Annotated in this window: 12 protein-coding genes; 3 read left to right on the top strand and 9 right to left on the bottom strand. The window is 72.7% G+C overall.

What is annotated here, in order from left to right; translation table 11 throughout:
- Nucleotides 1-44: 44 nt before the first annotated feature.
- A complete protein-coding gene (purD, locus tag FH969_RS01800) occupies nucleotides 45-1,325 on the bottom strand; it encodes a phosphoribosylamine--glycine ligase (protein ID WP_139985698.1) in 1,281 nt (426 codons plus the stop codon).
- A 209-nt stretch (nucleotides 1,326-1,534) separates the two neighbouring features.
- Nucleotides 1,535-2,173, bottom strand: a complete 639-nt coding sequence (locus FH969_RS01795) for a winged helix-turn-helix domain-containing protein (protein WP_139985696.1) — start codon at nucleotides 2,171-2,173, stop codon at nucleotides 1,535-1,537.
- Nucleotides 2,174-2,392: 219 nt separating this feature from the next.
- Here FH969_RS01795 and FH969_RS01790 point away from each other — a divergent pair, with 219 nt between their 5' ends.
- Nucleotides 2,393-3,691, top strand: coding sequence for an MFS transporter (locus tag FH969_RS01790; RefSeq protein ID WP_180359619.1), 1,299 nt, complete (start codon nucleotides 2,393-2,395; stop codon nucleotides 3,689-3,691).
- A 23-nt stretch (nucleotides 3,692-3,714) separates the two neighbouring features.
- Here FH969_RS01790 and FH969_RS01785 read toward each other — a convergent pair whose 3' ends face one another.
- The 6 genes from FH969_RS01785 to FH969_RS01760 form a co-directional block, all read right to left on the bottom strand.
- Entirely contained in the window at nucleotides 3,715-5,406 is a 1,692-nt protein-coding gene (locus tag FH969_RS01785; protein ID WP_139985692.1) for a CYTH and CHAD domain-containing protein, read from the bottom strand.
- A gap of 4 nt (nucleotides 5,407-5,410) precedes the next feature.
- The gene (locus tag FH969_RS01780; RefSeq protein ID WP_108718372.1) at nucleotides 5,411-6,898 is read right to left on the bottom strand and encodes an NCS2 family permease; all 1,488 of its coding nucleotides are present in this window, start codon (nucleotides 6,896-6,898) and stop codon (nucleotides 5,411-5,413) included.
- Between the two features lie 104 nt (nucleotides 6,899-7,002).
- Nucleotides 7,003-8,289, bottom strand: a complete 1,287-nt coding sequence (locus FH969_RS01775) for an adenylosuccinate synthase (protein WP_108718373.1) — start codon at nucleotides 8,287-8,289, stop codon at nucleotides 7,003-7,005.
- 58 nt (nucleotides 8,290-8,347) lie between these two features.
- Nucleotides 8,348-8,857, bottom strand: coding sequence for a DUF3151 family protein (locus tag FH969_RS01770; protein ID WP_376783441.1), 510 nt, complete (start codon nucleotides 8,855-8,857; stop codon nucleotides 8,348-8,350).
- A gap of 159 nt (nucleotides 8,858-9,016) precedes the next feature.
- Complete coding sequence (fbaA, locus tag FH969_RS01765) at nucleotides 9,017-10,039, bottom strand: class II fructose-bisphosphate aldolase (protein ID WP_139985688.1); 1,023 nt, start codon at nucleotides 10,037-10,039, stop codon at nucleotides 9,017-9,019.
- 94 nt (nucleotides 10,040-10,133) lie between these two features.
- Nucleotides 10,134-10,865, bottom strand: coding sequence for a TrmH family RNA methyltransferase (locus tag FH969_RS01760; protein WP_139985686.1), 732 nt, complete (start codon nucleotides 10,863-10,865; stop codon nucleotides 10,134-10,136).
- A 313-nt stretch (nucleotides 10,866-11,178) separates the two neighbouring features.
- On the opposite strand from FH969_RS01760, the gene FH969_RS01755 reads away from it, so the two are divergent.
- Both FH969_RS01755 and FH969_RS01750 read left to right on the top strand, forming a co-directional pair.
- Nucleotides 11,179-11,937, top strand: coding sequence for a VTT domain-containing protein (locus FH969_RS01755; protein ID WP_246071642.1), 759 nt, complete (start codon nucleotides 11,179-11,181; stop codon nucleotides 11,935-11,937).
- Between the two features lie 100 nt (nucleotides 11,938-12,037).
- On the top strand, nucleotides 12,038-13,165 hold the full coding sequence (locus FH969_RS01750) for a hypothetical protein (protein ID WP_139985684.1): 1,128 nt from the start codon (nucleotides 12,038-12,040) through the stop codon (nucleotides 13,163-13,165).
- Between the two features lie 136 nt (nucleotides 13,166-13,301).
- Here FH969_RS01750 and pyrE read toward each other — a convergent pair whose 3' ends face one another.
- Complete coding sequence (pyrE, locus tag FH969_RS01745) at nucleotides 13,302-13,871, bottom strand: orotate phosphoribosyltransferase (RefSeq protein WP_234417865.1); 570 nt, start codon at nucleotides 13,869-13,871, stop codon at nucleotides 13,302-13,304.
- Between the last annotated feature and the right edge of the window lie 22 nt (nucleotides 13,872-13,893).

Raw genomic sequence — 13,893 nt, 5'->3', positions numbered from 1 at the left:
CGAGCCGAGCCACCCCACGTCGGCCGTCAGCCGGCGGCGAGCCGTCAGACGGTCGCGTCCGGAACGCGGACCTCGCCGCGCTCGGCGGATGCCGCGATGTCCGTCCGGTGCTGACCCCCGGGCAGGCCGATGCGCGCGAGGGCCTCGTACGCCGTCGTGCGTGCGTCCGCGAGCGTCGCGCCCGTGCCGACCACCGAGAGGACGCGACCGCCCGAGGCGACGAGCGCGCCGCCGTCGTCGAGCGCCGTCCCGGCGTGCAGCACCCAGGCGCCCGGCACCGCCTCGGCCTCGTCGAGGCCGGTGAGCGCGCCGCCGGTCTCGACCGCCGCCGGGTAGCCAGGGGCAGCGACCACGACGGTGACCGCGGCGCCGTCGCGCCAGTGCAGCGCCACCTGGTCCAGGCGCCCGGTCGCGGCGGCGAGCAGCACCTCGTCGAGCGGGGTGTCCAGGCGCGCGAGAACGACCTGTGTCTCGGGGTCACCGAACCGCGCGTTGAACTCGATGACGCGCAGGCCTCGCGAGGTCAGCGCGAGGCCGCAGTAGAGCAGTCCGACGAACGGGGCGCCACGCCGGGCGAGCTCGTCGATCGTCGGCTGCGCGACGCGCGTCACCACCTGCTCGGCAATGTCCTCGGGCGCCCAGTCCAGCGGCGAGTAGGCGCCCATGCCACCGGTGTTGGGGCCGGCGTCGCCGTCGTAGATGCGCTTGAAGTCCTGCGCGGGGGCGAGGGGGAGGACGGTCACGCCGTCGGACAGGCAGAACAGCGAGACCTCCGGACCGTCGAGGAACTCCTCGACGACGACCGCGCCGCCCACCTTCGCGAGGCACTCCGCCGCGTGCGCAAGGGCCTCCTCGCGCGAGTCGGTCACGACGACGCCCTTGCCGGCCGCGAGCCCGTCGTCCTTGACCACGTGGGGCGCACCGAACGCGTCGAGCGCCTCGGCAACCTCGTCGAGCGTGGTGCACACGTGCGCGAGCGCGGTGGGCACGCCGGCGGCGGCCATGATCTCCTTCGCGAACGCCTTCGAGCCCTCCAACCGGGCTGCCGCAGCGTCCGGTCCGAAGACGGGGATCCCGACGGCGCGCACCGCGTCCGCGACGCCCGCCACCAGCGGTGCCTCCGGGCCGACGACGACGAGGTCGGCCGCGAGCTCCTGCGCGAGGGCGGCGACCGCGTCCGGGTCGGTGGCGACGAGTGCGCGGTTCTCGCCGAGGGCCGCCGTGCCTGGATTGCCCGGTGCGACGACGAGGTCAGCGCCCGCCTGGGCCAGCGAACGGGCGAGGGCGTGCTCGCGGGCACCGGAGCCGATCAGCAGGATCTTCACGGGTGGTCAGCCTACCGAGCCGGATGCTCCCGCCGGGCTCGCGTCCCACGTGGACACGGCCACCGCCACGTCCACCCCAGACGCGCCACCGCGCCCCGCCGCGCGTCCCACGTGGACACGGCCACCACCACGTCCACCCCAGACGCGCCACCGCGCCCCGCCGCGCGTCCCACGTGGACACGGCCACCACCACGTCCCGGGGCGCGGCGTCAGGGCTCGCCGTCGGGTGCGTCCGGCGGCTCGAGCGGGAAGACGTCGACGTGCGTGCGCACCCGGACGGCGTCGGCGGGCGGTGTGCGGTCCCGCGCTCGGTCGGTGTACCGCTCGACGACCTCGACGAGCTCCGCGCCCAGCTCCTCCATCTCGGTCGGCGTGATGACGAGGGTGCCCGAGGACAGCAGCCCCGAGGTCCCGTCGAGGTCGCCCTTGAGTGCGTTGGCCCACGCCGTGAGCGCCCCCGCCCGCTCGGCGATCACCTGGTGCAGCAGGGCGCGGGCGGCGCCCTCGGTCGCCGGATCGCGCAGCAGCTCCGGAGAGCTCATGTCGAACCCGACCGCGCGCCACCATCGCTCGCGACCGCCCGAGGCGGCGTCCGGGTCGTCCTCGACGAACCCGTGCCGCTCGAGCTGGCGCAGGTGGTAGCTCGTCTGCCCGCTGCTCTCGCCGAGCGCCCGCGCCAGGCTCGACGCGGTCGCCGAGCCGCGGCGCTGGAGCTCGGAGTAGAGCGCCATCCGCAGCGGGTGCGCGAACGCCTTGAGCGCCTCCGGGCCGACGGAGAAGCCCCGACGGCTCGGCTCGTCCGACGACGGGCCCACGACGTCGCCGCGCTCGCTCTTGTCATCCGACATATGCAGAGATACCTTTGCATAGATTCCTTTGCAGAGGATCCTCTGCACCGCCAGTCTAGAAGAGGAGAGGCCGCCATGTCTGCTGCCGAGACGGTCGTCGAGCGCGGTCCCGTGTCGCCCGAGCCGTCGGGGTCGCCTGTCCCACAGGAGCCGCCGGTGTCGCCGGAGCCATCGGTGTCGCCGGAGCGGCCGGTCCCGCCGCAGCCAACGGAGCCGTCGGTGTCGCCCGAGACCACGCCCACGCGCCGCCCCCTCGGCCGCCCCTTCGCGGCCCAGCTCACCTCCACCGGCCTGGCGAACCTCGGCGACGGCGTGCTCGGCACCCTCGCGCCGCTCGTCGCCCTCACCCTCACCACCTCGCCCGCGCAGATCTCGCTGCTCCAGGCAGCGGCGTGGCTGCCGTGGCTGGTCCTGGGCATCGTCGCCGGAGCGGTCGTCGACCGGCTGGACCGCCGCACCGTGCAGGTCGTCTCGCTCCTCGTGCGCGCCACGCTCCTGGCCACCGGCGCGTGGCTCGCCGCCACCGACCGCCTCTCGATGACTTCACTGCTGGTCCTCGTGCTGGTCTACGGCGTCACGGAGGTCTTCGCCGACCTCGGTGCGACCGCGATCGTGCCCGCCCTCGTCCCTCGCGACCGCCTGTCGGCCGCCAACGGCCGCATCCTCGGCGTGCAGCAGGTCGCCAACGCGTTCGTCGGGGCGCCCCTGGCCGGGGCGCTCCTCGCGATCGGCGCCGGCGTGGCCTTCGGCACCTCCGCGGGACTGGCCGCGCTCGCGGCGGTGGTGCTCGCCGTCGGGCTCCGCGGACGCTTCCGCGCGGAGGCGACGAGCACGCGCACGACGGCGCAGCCCACCTCCTCCCCCGCCCGCGCCCTGCGCGCGGGGCTGGGTCAGGTGCGCGAAGGACTCGCGTTCCTCCTGCACCACCCGGTGCTGAGGCCGCTCACGATCACCTCGGCGGTGCTCAACATGGCGAGCACCGCGTACTTCGCGGTGTTCGTGCTGTGGGCGGTGGGGCCGGGGTCGCCGATGGGGCTGACGCCGCAGCAGTTCCCTCTGCTCACGCTCGGGCTGGCGGCCGGTGCGGTGGTGGGATCGCTGCTCGCGGAGAAGGTGCAGAACCGGTTCGGCGAGATGCCGACGCTCGTCACGACGCTCACCGTCAACGTGCTGCTTTTGCTCGTCCCGCTGCTCTGGCCGTCCGGATGGGCGGTCGCGGGCGCACTCACCGTGGTCGGCTTCCTCAACACGATCGGGAACGTCGTCTCGATGTCGCTGCGCCAACGGATCTCGCCCAGCGCGATGCTGGGCCGGATCGGCGGGGCCGGGCGCACGCTGTCCTACGGCCTCATGCCCGTGGGCGCGCTGGTCGGCGGGCTCGTCGCCGAGAGGTGGGGGCTGCCGACGACGTTCGTGGGCGCGGTCGTCGTGTCGCTCGTGGCGTGCGGCTACGTCGCCGCGCGGGTGCGGACCTCGACGGTGCGCGACGCCGAGCGGGCTCACGACGAGCGCCCCTGACACAAGCGCGCCGCCGTGACGCCTCAGTCGTCGAACCGCCGCAGCTCCTTGCGCACCGTCGGCCAGACCTCGAGGAACGCCTCCTGGAGCTCGCGCTCCTTGTCGCGCTCGGCCGCGATGAGCAGGCCGAGTGCGAGCCCCTCCTCGCTCGTCACGTCGGGCTCGGCGGCGAGGTCGCGCAGCACCTCCTGCGACACGGCCGCGTCGTGCACGTCGCCCAGCACCGTGGTGACCTTCTTGAGCGCCTTCGCCAGCCGCCGTGCCCGCTTGCTGCCGGTCGCGGCGAGCGCGTCGGCCGCGTACCGCGCGCGCTTCGCGTGGATCCGCACGCGGTGCCACCGCTCGGCGTCGACCGCGAGGTCGAGCGTGTCGGCCTTGCCGCGCAGCCGGCGTCCGGCGTCGGTGACGAGCGGCCGGAGCCCGCGCGCGACGTCGTGCGTCGCCACCGCGGTCGTCAGCGGTTCGCGCGCCGCCGCCACGAGCGCCTCGAGCAGCTCGAGGTAGCGCCGCGTCCGCAGCTGCGCGAGTGCGGCGGCGTGCGCCGTCTCGTACCGCTGGGTCAGCAGCCGGTCCACGACGCCCGCTGCGGCCTCGGCGTCGTCCGACCCGAGCCGCTCGGCGTCGTGCTGGAGCAGCTCGCGCTGCACCTCGGCGTCGCGGGCCTCGCCGAACGCGCCGGCCACCCACGACAGCTCCGACCGCAGCGCGTCGCGCCAGTCCTCCTCGAGCAGCGGCGCGAACGTACGCAGCGCGCTGCGCAGCGTGCGGGCCGCGACGCGGAAGTCGTGCACGCCGTCGGGCTCGCCGAGGCGCACCGCGACGTCGGCCCACAGCAGCGCCTGGGTCTGGCTCGCGAGCACGGCCCGGAGCGCCTCGCGGGCCGAGCCGTCGCCGTCGTCGCCGTGCTGATCGGCCGGCACCACCACGTCGGCCGGGCCCAGCGCGGCCGCGCCGAGCGCCTCGACGCCCTTGCCGCTCGGACTCGGCGTCGCGCCGACGGCCTCGAGCGCCGCGGAGAGCGCGGCCACCACGGCGTCGCTCCCCTCGACCGGTCGGCCGTCGGTTCCCGTGGCCGCCTCGACCTCGACCTCGCGGAACTCGATGCCGCCACCGGGGCCGTCCTGAGCGTCCGTGGTCTCGGAGCCCTCGGGTTGCGCCGCTTCCTCGGCCTCGTCGAGGCCCAGCCGCGCGGTCTGCACCGCGTCGTCGCTGACCTCGACGAGCGCGGCCCCCGCGGCGTCGCGCACCACCCACGTGCGCCGCAGCGTGCGGACCTGCGCCAGCGGGCGCACGGGTGCGTCCCGGACGAGCGCCGCGACCAGGTCGTGCAGCTCGGCGGGCGGGTCACCCACCTCACCCGCAGAGAGCGGAGCGCCGAGCTCGAGCCGCTCCGCCACGCCGTCGGCGGTCTCGTCGTGCGGCTGCGGCAGCTTGAGGTGCCAGCCCGCGTCGCCGCCGCCCTCGCGCCGGCGCAGGGTCACGCCCCAGCGCGCGAGCCGGAGGTCGAGCGTGTCGTGGTAGACCGCGACGAGCTCGACGGCGTCCGTCGCCTCGACCGAGGCGACCGCCTCGGTCGAGGCGTGCTCGCCGACGGGCGCGTCGGCCTCGGACGCACCGCCCCGCCGCACGTCGGCGACGAGGGAGGCGACGACGTCGGGCGCCGCGTCCGCGGGCAGACGAACCTTGAGCTCGCGCTCGACGTGGGCGGAGGGCACGAGGTCAGCCGATCCAGGCCTGGAGCGGGCCGCGGATGAAGTAGAGGACGAACAGGACCGTCGCGATCCACATGAGCGGGTGGACCTGGCGGACCTTGCCGAGCAGCACCTTGATGAGGACGAACGACACAAAGCCGGCGCCGAGGCCCACCGTGATCGAGTAGGTGAACGGCATGAGGATGATGACGAGGAACGCGGGGATCGAGAGCTCGAGCTTGCGCCAGTCGATGCCGGTGATCTGGGTCATCATGAGGAACCCGACGAGCACGAGCACGGGCGTCGCGGCCTCGAAGGGCACCATGTCGACGATCGGCGACAGGAACGTCGTGAGCAGGAACGCGAGGCCGGTCACGACGGAGGCGAGCCCGGTCCGGGCGCCCTCGCCGACGCCGGCCGCGGACTCGATGTAGGCGGTGTTCGAGCTCACCGAGCCGGCCCCACCGGCGATCGCGCCGACCGAGTCGACGACGAGGATCTCGCGGGTGCGCGGCGGGTTGCCCTTGGCGTCGAGCAGGCCCGCCTCGCCGCCGATCGCGACCATCGTGCCCATGGTGTCGAAGAAGTCGGCGAGCAGGAGGGTGAAGACCAGCAGGACGACGGTGAGGAAGCCGACCTTCTCGATCGAGCCGAACAGCGAGACCTGGCCGATGAGGGAGAAGTCCGGGACGGCCACGGGGCTGTCGGGCCAGACGGGGGCGTTGAGGCTCCACCCGCCCGGGTTGTCCGCGCTGCGGAAGCCAACCTTCCCGAACGCCTCGACGAGGAACGCGAGCACCGTCGCCCCGACGATCGCGATGAGCAGCGCGCCGCGCACCCTCTTGATCCACAGCACGATCGCGGTGAGGAGCCCGACGACGAACACGAGGAGCGGCCAGCTCGCCACGGAGCCGCCGATGCCGAGCTCGACCGGGGTCGCCTGCGACGCGGGGATCCGGACGAAACCGGAGTCGACGAGGCCGATGAACGCGATGAACAGGCCGATGCCGACGCTGATGGCAACCTTGAGCTCGGCCGGGACGGCGTTGAAGACCGCCTCGCGGAACCCGGTCAGCACGAGGATGAGGATGATGAGGCCCTCGAGCACCACGACGCCCATGGCGTCGGCCCAGGTCATGTCGGGCAGCATCGCGATGGAGAAGGCGACGACGGCGTTGAGGCCGAGCCCCGCGGCCATCGCGATCGGGAAGCGCGCGACGACGCCCATGAGGATCGACATCACGCCGGCGACGAGCGCCGTGGCGGCCGCGACCTTGGCGACCGAGGTGGCCTCGTCACCGCCCAGGAACGAGCCGGTGCCGTCCGCCACCGTGCCGATGATGAGCGGGTTGAGCACCACGATGTAGCTCATCGCGAGGAACGTCACGAGCCCGCCGCGGACCTCGCGGCCGATGGTCGAGCCGCGCTGGCTGATCGAGAAGTACCGGTCGAGGAAGCCCGAGAAGCCCGAGGGGCCCGTCGAGGGAGTGCCAGGAGCGCTGGTCGTGGTCGTCACGGGGCAATGGTGGCGTACGCGGGGGCTCGACGCTAAGTCGGAGGTCCCGGGGGTGGGGCTGGCGGTGGTGGTCGGCCGGGGGTCAGCTCAGGGTCCGGCCCGTCTCAGGCCAGGATGTCGTGCCGCGCGATGGTGGCCTCGCGCTGCGGCCCGACGCCGATCGCCGAGATCCGGGTGCCCGAGATCTCCTCGAGGTGCTCGACGTAGCGCTGCGCGTTGGCGGGCAGGTCGTCGAACGTGCGGGCGCCGGAGATGTCCTCCCACCAGCCGTCGAGGTGCTCGTAGACCGGTACCGCGTGGTGGAACGCGCTCTGGTCGGCGGGCATCTCGTCGTACCGGGTGCCGTCGACGTCGTAGGCCACGCACACCGGCACCTTCTCCAGGCCGGTGAGCACGTCCAGCTTGGTGAGCACGAGGTCGGTGAGCCCGTTGACGCGCGAGGCGTACCGCGCGATCACGGCGTCGTACCAGCCGCAGCGACGCGAGCGCCCGGTCGTGACGCCGTACTCGCCGCCGGTCTTGCGCAGGAACTCGCCCATGTCGTCGAGCAGCTCGGTGGGGAACGGTCCCTCGCCCACACGCGTGGTGTACGCCTTGATGACGCCGACGACGGAGTCGATGCGGGTGGGCCCGATGCCCGAGCCGGTGCACGCACCGGCGGCGGTCGCCGAGGAGGAGGTGACGAACGGGTAGGTGCCGTGGTCGACGTCGAGCATGGTCGCCTGACCGGCCTCGAACAGGAGCGTCTCGTCGCGGTCCAGCGCCTGGTTGAGCACGAGCGAGCAGTCCGCGACCATCGGTTGGAGCCGGTCGGCCCACGCCAGCAGCGCGTCGACGGTCTCCTCGACGGTGACCGCGCGGCGGTTGTAGACCTTGACGAGGATCTGGTTCTTGAGCTCGAGGGCGCCCTCGACCTTCTCGTGCAGGATCTTCTCGTCGTAGAGGTCCTGGATGCGGATGCCGACGCGGTTCATCTTGTCGGCGTACGTCGGCCCGATGCCGCGGCCCGTGGTGCCGATCTGGCGCTTGCCGAGGAAGCGCTCGGTCACCTTGTCCAGCGTGCGGTTGTACGGCGGGATGACGTGCGCGTTCGAGCTGACCAGCAGCCGGGAGACGTCGATGCCGCGGGTCTCGAGGTGGTCCAGCTCGGAGAACAGCACCTGGAGGTCGACCACGACGCCGTTGCCGATCACCGGCGTGACGCCGGGGCTGAGGATGCCCGAGGGCAGCAGGTGGAGGGCGTACTTCTCGTCGCCGATCACCACCGTGTGGCCCGCGTTGTTGCCGCCGTTGAACTTCACGACGTAGTCGACGCGCGAACCGAGCTGGTCGGTCGCCTTGCCCTTGCCCTCGTCGCCCCACTGGGCGCCGACGACGACAACTGCTGGCATGAGCTTCTCCTGGTCGGATGCGGTGAGCGATGGTGCGGGTGGTGCTGGCTGTGGTGGTCTACCCGGCGGTCTCGACCGGCGGACCCATGGGGACGCCGTCGCGCAGGGCGAGCGCCGCCGTCGGGTCGGACTGGGCGACGAACTCGGCGATCCGCTCGGCCTCCTCGTCCTCGCCGATCCGCGCGGCGGCCTCGCCGAGGGCGAGGAGCGCGGCGAGGAAGCCGCGGTTGCTCGGGTGGCTCACGGGGACGAGGCCCTGGCCGCGCCAGCGGGCGCGGCGCAGCGCGTCGAGCCCGCGGTGGTAGCCGACGCGCGCGTACGCGTAGGCGGCGACGGCGTCGGGACCGTGCGCTCCGGCGTCGAGCTCGGCGCGCGCGAGCAGGGCCCACGCGAGGGAGGAGTCGGGGTGCGCGACGGCGGCGGCGCGCAGGGCGGCCGCGTCGTCGGTGCGGACGACGCCGTCGTGCAGGCCGAGCTGGTCCGCGACGGCGAGGTCGGGGTGGTCCGCGGGCAGCAGCGTCGCCGGCGGACCGACGGGGACGGCGGTACCGAGGGTCTCGTGACTCACGGCCGTCATCCTGCCACTCCCCTGCGGCGCAGCCTCGGCCGAGCCCACCGAGGGGCCGGCGCTGACGGCCTGCACCTCGGCTGCAGACACGCCTCGGGGCGGAGCGTCACCGCTCCGCCCCGAGACACGTCGTGCGTCAGTCGCTCAGTCGATCGCTCGTCAGGACAGCTTGGTCCCGGCGCTGCGCAGCTGCTGGCAAGCCTCGACCACGCGGGCTGCCATGCCGGCCTCGGCGAGCTTGCCCCAGGCGCGCGGGTCGTACGCCTTCTTGTTGCCGACCTCGCCGTCGATCTTGAGCACGCCGTCGTAGTTGCTGAACATGTGGCCGGCCACGGGACGCGTGAACGCGTACTGGGTGTCGGTGTCGATGTTCATCTTGACGACGCCGTGGTCGACGGCCGCGGAGATCTCCTCGGCGGTCGAGCCCGAGCCGCCGTGGAACACGAGGTTGAACGGCTTGTCCTTACCGAGCTTGGCGCCGACGGCGTCCTGGATCTCCTTGAGGATCTCCGGACGCAGCTTCACGGCACCCGGCTTGTAGACGCCGTGCACATTGCCGAACGTCAGAGCCGTGAGGTAGAGGCCCTTCTCGCCCGAACCAAGCACCTCGACCGTACGCAGGCCGTCCTCGACCGTGGTGTACAGCTTCTCGTTGATCTCCGCGACGTGGCCGTCCTCCTCGCCGCCGACCACGCCGACCTCGATCTCGAGGATCGTGCGTGCCGCCTGGGAGAGCTCGAGCAGCTCGGCCGCGATCGTAAGGTTCTCCTCGATCGGAACGTCGGAGCCGTCGTACATGTGGCTCTGGAACGTGGGCAGGCCGCCGTTCTTGACCTGCTCGGCCTCGATGGCCAGCAGCGGCTTGACCCAGGAGTCGAGGTTCTTCTTCACGCAGTGGTCGGTGTGCAGCGCGATGGTCACGTTGTAGTTCTTCGCGACCTCCTTCGCGTACGCGGCGAGCGCGAGGGAGCCGGTGACGCGGTCGTTGATCGTCGAGCCGGACGCATACTCGGCGCCACCCACCGAGACCTGGATGATGCCGTCGGACTCCGCCTCGGCGAAGCCCTGGATGGCGGCCGTGACCGTCTGGGAGGAGGTGATGTTGATCGCGGGGTAAGCGAACGAGCCGGCCTTGGCCCGCTCGATCATCTCGGCGTAGACCTCGGGGGTTGCGATGGGCATGGAAGATGCTCCTTGAGTTCAGGTACTCGCTGGGTGATCGCCAGATCGTGGTCAAGTCTGGCACGGTCGCAGGTCGGGTGGCTCGGGACTTGCGTCACCCGTGCTGGCTCGACGGCTCGGGCTGCTCGGGCCCCTCGGGCTGCTCGGGCAGCGGAAGGTGCTCGCGCGCCCACGCGTACATCCCGATCGCCGCGGCCGCGCCGGCGTTGATCGACCGCGTCGATCCGTATTGCGTGATGTGACGGACCTCGTCGCAGGCCGCGAGCAGCTCCGAACTCAGCCCGGTTCCCTCGGACCCGATCACGAGCATCGCGTGGCGCGGCAGCCCGCCGCGCTCGAGCGGCACCGAGCCGGGCACGTTGTCCAGGCCGACGACGGCGAGCCCCGCCTCGCGCGCCCAGCGCGCCAGCTCCGCCGGTCCCGCGTGGTGGTGCACGTGCAGGTAGCGGTCGGTCACCATCGCCCCGCGCCGGTTCCACCGCCGCCGCCCGACGACGTGCACGCCCGCCACGTTGTACGCGTTCGCCGTACGCACCACCGAGCCGATGTTGAGGTCGCGCGTGAGGTTCTCCCACGCCACGTGTAGGGGTGCGCGCCGGGTGTCGAGATCGGCGACGATCGCCTCGACGCGCCAGTAGCGGTAGCGGTCGAGCACGTTGCGGCGGTCGCCGTTCGTGAGCAGCTCGGGGTCGTAGCGGTCGTCGAGCTCGCCGTGCTCGCCGGTGGGCCAGGCGGCCGGGCCGCCCGGCCAGGGCCCGACGCCGACGGCGAGCGCGCCGTCGCGCTCGTGCTCGCAGTCGGGCGCGGGGTCGGGTTCGGTGGCCACGCCTCATCCTCGTTCACCGCAGCCGCGGTTCCGGTCTGCCCGGCGCACGCTGCATGGACACCGTCACCGCCACGTCCGCCCCACACGCGCCACCGCCACCGCCACGTCCAGCCCACACGCGGCAACCACCCGCCCGCCGAGTGCGACCTGCCGACCCCACCGACCCCACCGACCCTCGAGAGGCGCGCCGAGCGCCGGCGAGCGTCGGCGGGAGGAGGCGGCGCCGTCGTGCACGTGTGCGGTCCGTGTGAAGAGGTGATGAGATCGCCCACGGGCAGGATCCTCGACCCACCGGCGCGGCTACCGTGGTCCGGTGCCCCTCCTCGATCTCGCGCCCCTGCTCGCCGACGCGTCCACCCACACCGGCGAGATCGTCGCGCTCGGACCGGACTGGCTGAACGCCGAGAGCCTCATCGAGCGGTTCGGTGATGCCGCACTCATCGGCATCGTGGCCGTGATCTTCATCGAGACCGGGCTGCTGTTCCCCTTCCTCCCGGGCGACTCGCTGCTGTTCACCGCAGGGGCGCTCGTGGCGCAGGACGAGCTCACGATCAATCTGCCGCTGCTGCTCGCGCTGCTGTTCGCGGCCGCGTTCCTCGGGGACCAGCTCGCGTACTTCATCGGGCGCAAGTTCGGATCCCGACTGTTCAGGAACCCCGACGCGCGCGTCCTCAAGCCGCAGTACATCCAGCAGGCGCACGACTACTTCGAGAAGTACGGCGGTCGCACGATCGTGCTGGCGCGGTTCGTGCCGATCGTCCGCACCTACGCGCCGGTCGCCGCCGGGATGAGCCGGATGAACTACCGGCACTTCGTCTCCTACAACGTGATCGGCGCGTTCGTCTGGACCGTCGGGATCACGCTGCTCGGGTACGGGCTCGGCAACCTCACGTTCGTGAAGGAGAACATCGAGGCGATGCTCGTGGTGATCGTGCTGATCTCGGTGCTGCCGATGGTGGTCGAGATCTGGCGCGCGCGACGCGAGGCGAAGACGTCGCCCGGTGAGGCCGCGCTCGACGTCGCGACCGGTCAGGCGCTCTCCGAGGACCCCGAGGCTCCCGGCGAGCGGTAACGATCCGCGCAGGCACGACGGCGTGACTCGCGATCACTGACACGGTCGCGCCGCGTGCAACCCAGTGCACGAACGCACGCCGCGGTCGATACTCCTCCTCATGACGAGCACCACCCGGCCGCTGGACGCGCTGCGGACCGGCCACGTCCGCGCCCGCGCCCGGACGTCCGCGACGCGGCGCCCTAGGTTCTCGGCGCGAGGCGCGACGGCGTGGCTCGCCGTCGGACTGGTGGTCGCGGGGAGCGCCACCGGATGCTCGAGCGACGGCGACGGCGACGGCGACAGCGACAGCGACGAGCCACACCTCACGGTGCTCGACGGCATCCGGGTGACGAGCGAGGAGCCCGACGGGTTCGAGGGACCGCTGACCCAGCTGCTGGGGTGGGCGGGTGCGATGGGGCAGAGCCCGCAGGAGTACGTGGACCAGCAGCGTCGCTGGCAGGACGCCGTCGCCGCGTGCATGACCGAGCAGGGGTTCGACTACGAACCCGTCCTGCCCTCGGTTGCCGACATCGCGGTCGTGACGGATGGCCTCGTACCCGGCAGCGAGGAGTACATGGCGCAGTACGGGTACGGGATCTACACGCGCCCCCCCGCACCCCGGGGCGACCTCGTGGTGTCGGGGAACGGCGGCATGCCGGGCGGTCGGCCCTCATCCCCCACCGCTGCCGCGGCGTGGGACGAGGCGCTGTACGGCGTCGCGGTCGCGGTCGCGTGGGACGAGGACGGCAACGTCGTCGCGTCCACGTCCGAGGGAGGGTGCTCGTCCCAGGCGTCCGGCTACTCGTTCGACGACGGAACGCCCGAGCAGGCGCTGCTGGACGAGGTCGACCGGTTCTTCGAGGGGCGCGCGGACGACCCGGCCTTCGACGACCTCAACCGCGAGTGGGCCGCGTGCATGCGCGAGTCCGGCTACTCCTACGCGAGCCCAGCGCTCGCCATCAAGGACCTGCGCAGCACCTTCGACCCCGAGAACACCGGCACGATCTCGTGGGACGAGAACGAGGACGCCGATGTGCTCGCCGAGCTGCGCACACTCGAACCCGAGATCGGGGCCGCCGACTTCGCGTGCCGACAGGTGGTGGACTACGTGCCGCGGTATCGCGTGATCGCGGTCGGCCTCGAGCAGGAGTTCCTGGACCGCTACCGGGACGCTCTCGACGCGCTCGTCGAGCGGGCCGCGGGCGGGTCAACATCGCCGACGACGGCGTCGCCCACCTCTCGCTGAGGCAGAGATCCTCTCGCAGGCGGCAGAGATCCTCTCGCGCACGCCAAAGATCCTCTCGCGCACGCCAAAGATCCTCTCGCGCTCGCCAAAGATCCTCTCGCGCACGCCAAAGATCCTCTCGCGGGGGACAGCGACGTCAGCGGGTAGCGGGCAGCCCCAGGTCCTCCGTGTCGAGGATCCAGATGTACGGCAGGCCCGTCTCCGCGACCGCCTCCCGCGCGCCCGTGTCGCGGTCCACGACGACGGCGCACGCCACCACCTCGGCGCCCGCGGCGCGCAGCGCCTCGACGGCAGTCAGGACCGAGCCGCCCGTGGTGGAGGTGTCGTCGAGCGCGACGACGCGCCGACCCGCGACGTCCGGCCCCTCGACCTGGCGCCCCATCCCGTGCTCCTTGGCGGCCTTGCGCACGACGAAGGCGTCGAGCTCGAGCCCGCGCGACGCGGCCGCGTGCAGCATCGCCGCGGCCACGGGGTCGGCCCCCATCGTGAGGCCGCCGACGGCGTCGATGTCGTCGGGCCCGAAGCCCTCCTCCTCGAGCCGGTCCAGCAGCAGGTGACCGATCAGCGGCGCGGCCTCGTGGTGCAACGTCGCCCGCCGCATGTCGACGTAGTAGTCGGCCTCGCGCCCGGACGCGAGGGTCACCCGCCCGTGCACGACGGCGAGGGTGCTCACGAGCTCGGCCAGACGTTCCTTCGGGGTGCTCACGGGCGGCAAGCCTAGTAACGAC

This window comes from Miniimonas arenae (genome assembly GCF_006351005.1).
Classification (GTDB): domain Bacteria; phylum Actinomycetota; class Actinomycetes; order Actinomycetales; family Beutenbergiaceae; genus Miniimonas; species Miniimonas arenae.
The sequence above is the reverse complement of the archived record's forward strand: the minus strand, read 5'-3'. Positions and strand labels throughout refer to the sequence as shown.

Excerpts from the sequence above, each read along its gene's own strand:
- FH969_RS01795 (WP_139985696.1), bottom strand. The coding sequence starts at position 2,173 with ATGTCGGATGACAAGAGCGAGCGCGGCGACGTCGTGGGCCCGTCGTCG.
- FH969_RS01775 (WP_108718373.1), bottom strand. The coding sequence starts at position 8,289 with ATGCCAGCAGTTGTCGTCGTCGGCGCCCAGTGGGGCGACGAGGGCAAG.
- fbaA (WP_139985688.1), bottom strand. The coding sequence starts at position 10,039 with ATGCCCATCGCAACCCCCGAGGTCTACGCCGAGATGATCGAGCGGGCC.
- FH969_RS01750 (WP_139985684.1), top strand. The coding sequence starts at position 12,038 with ATGACGAGCACCACCCGGCCGCTGGACGCGCTGCGGACCGGCCACGTC.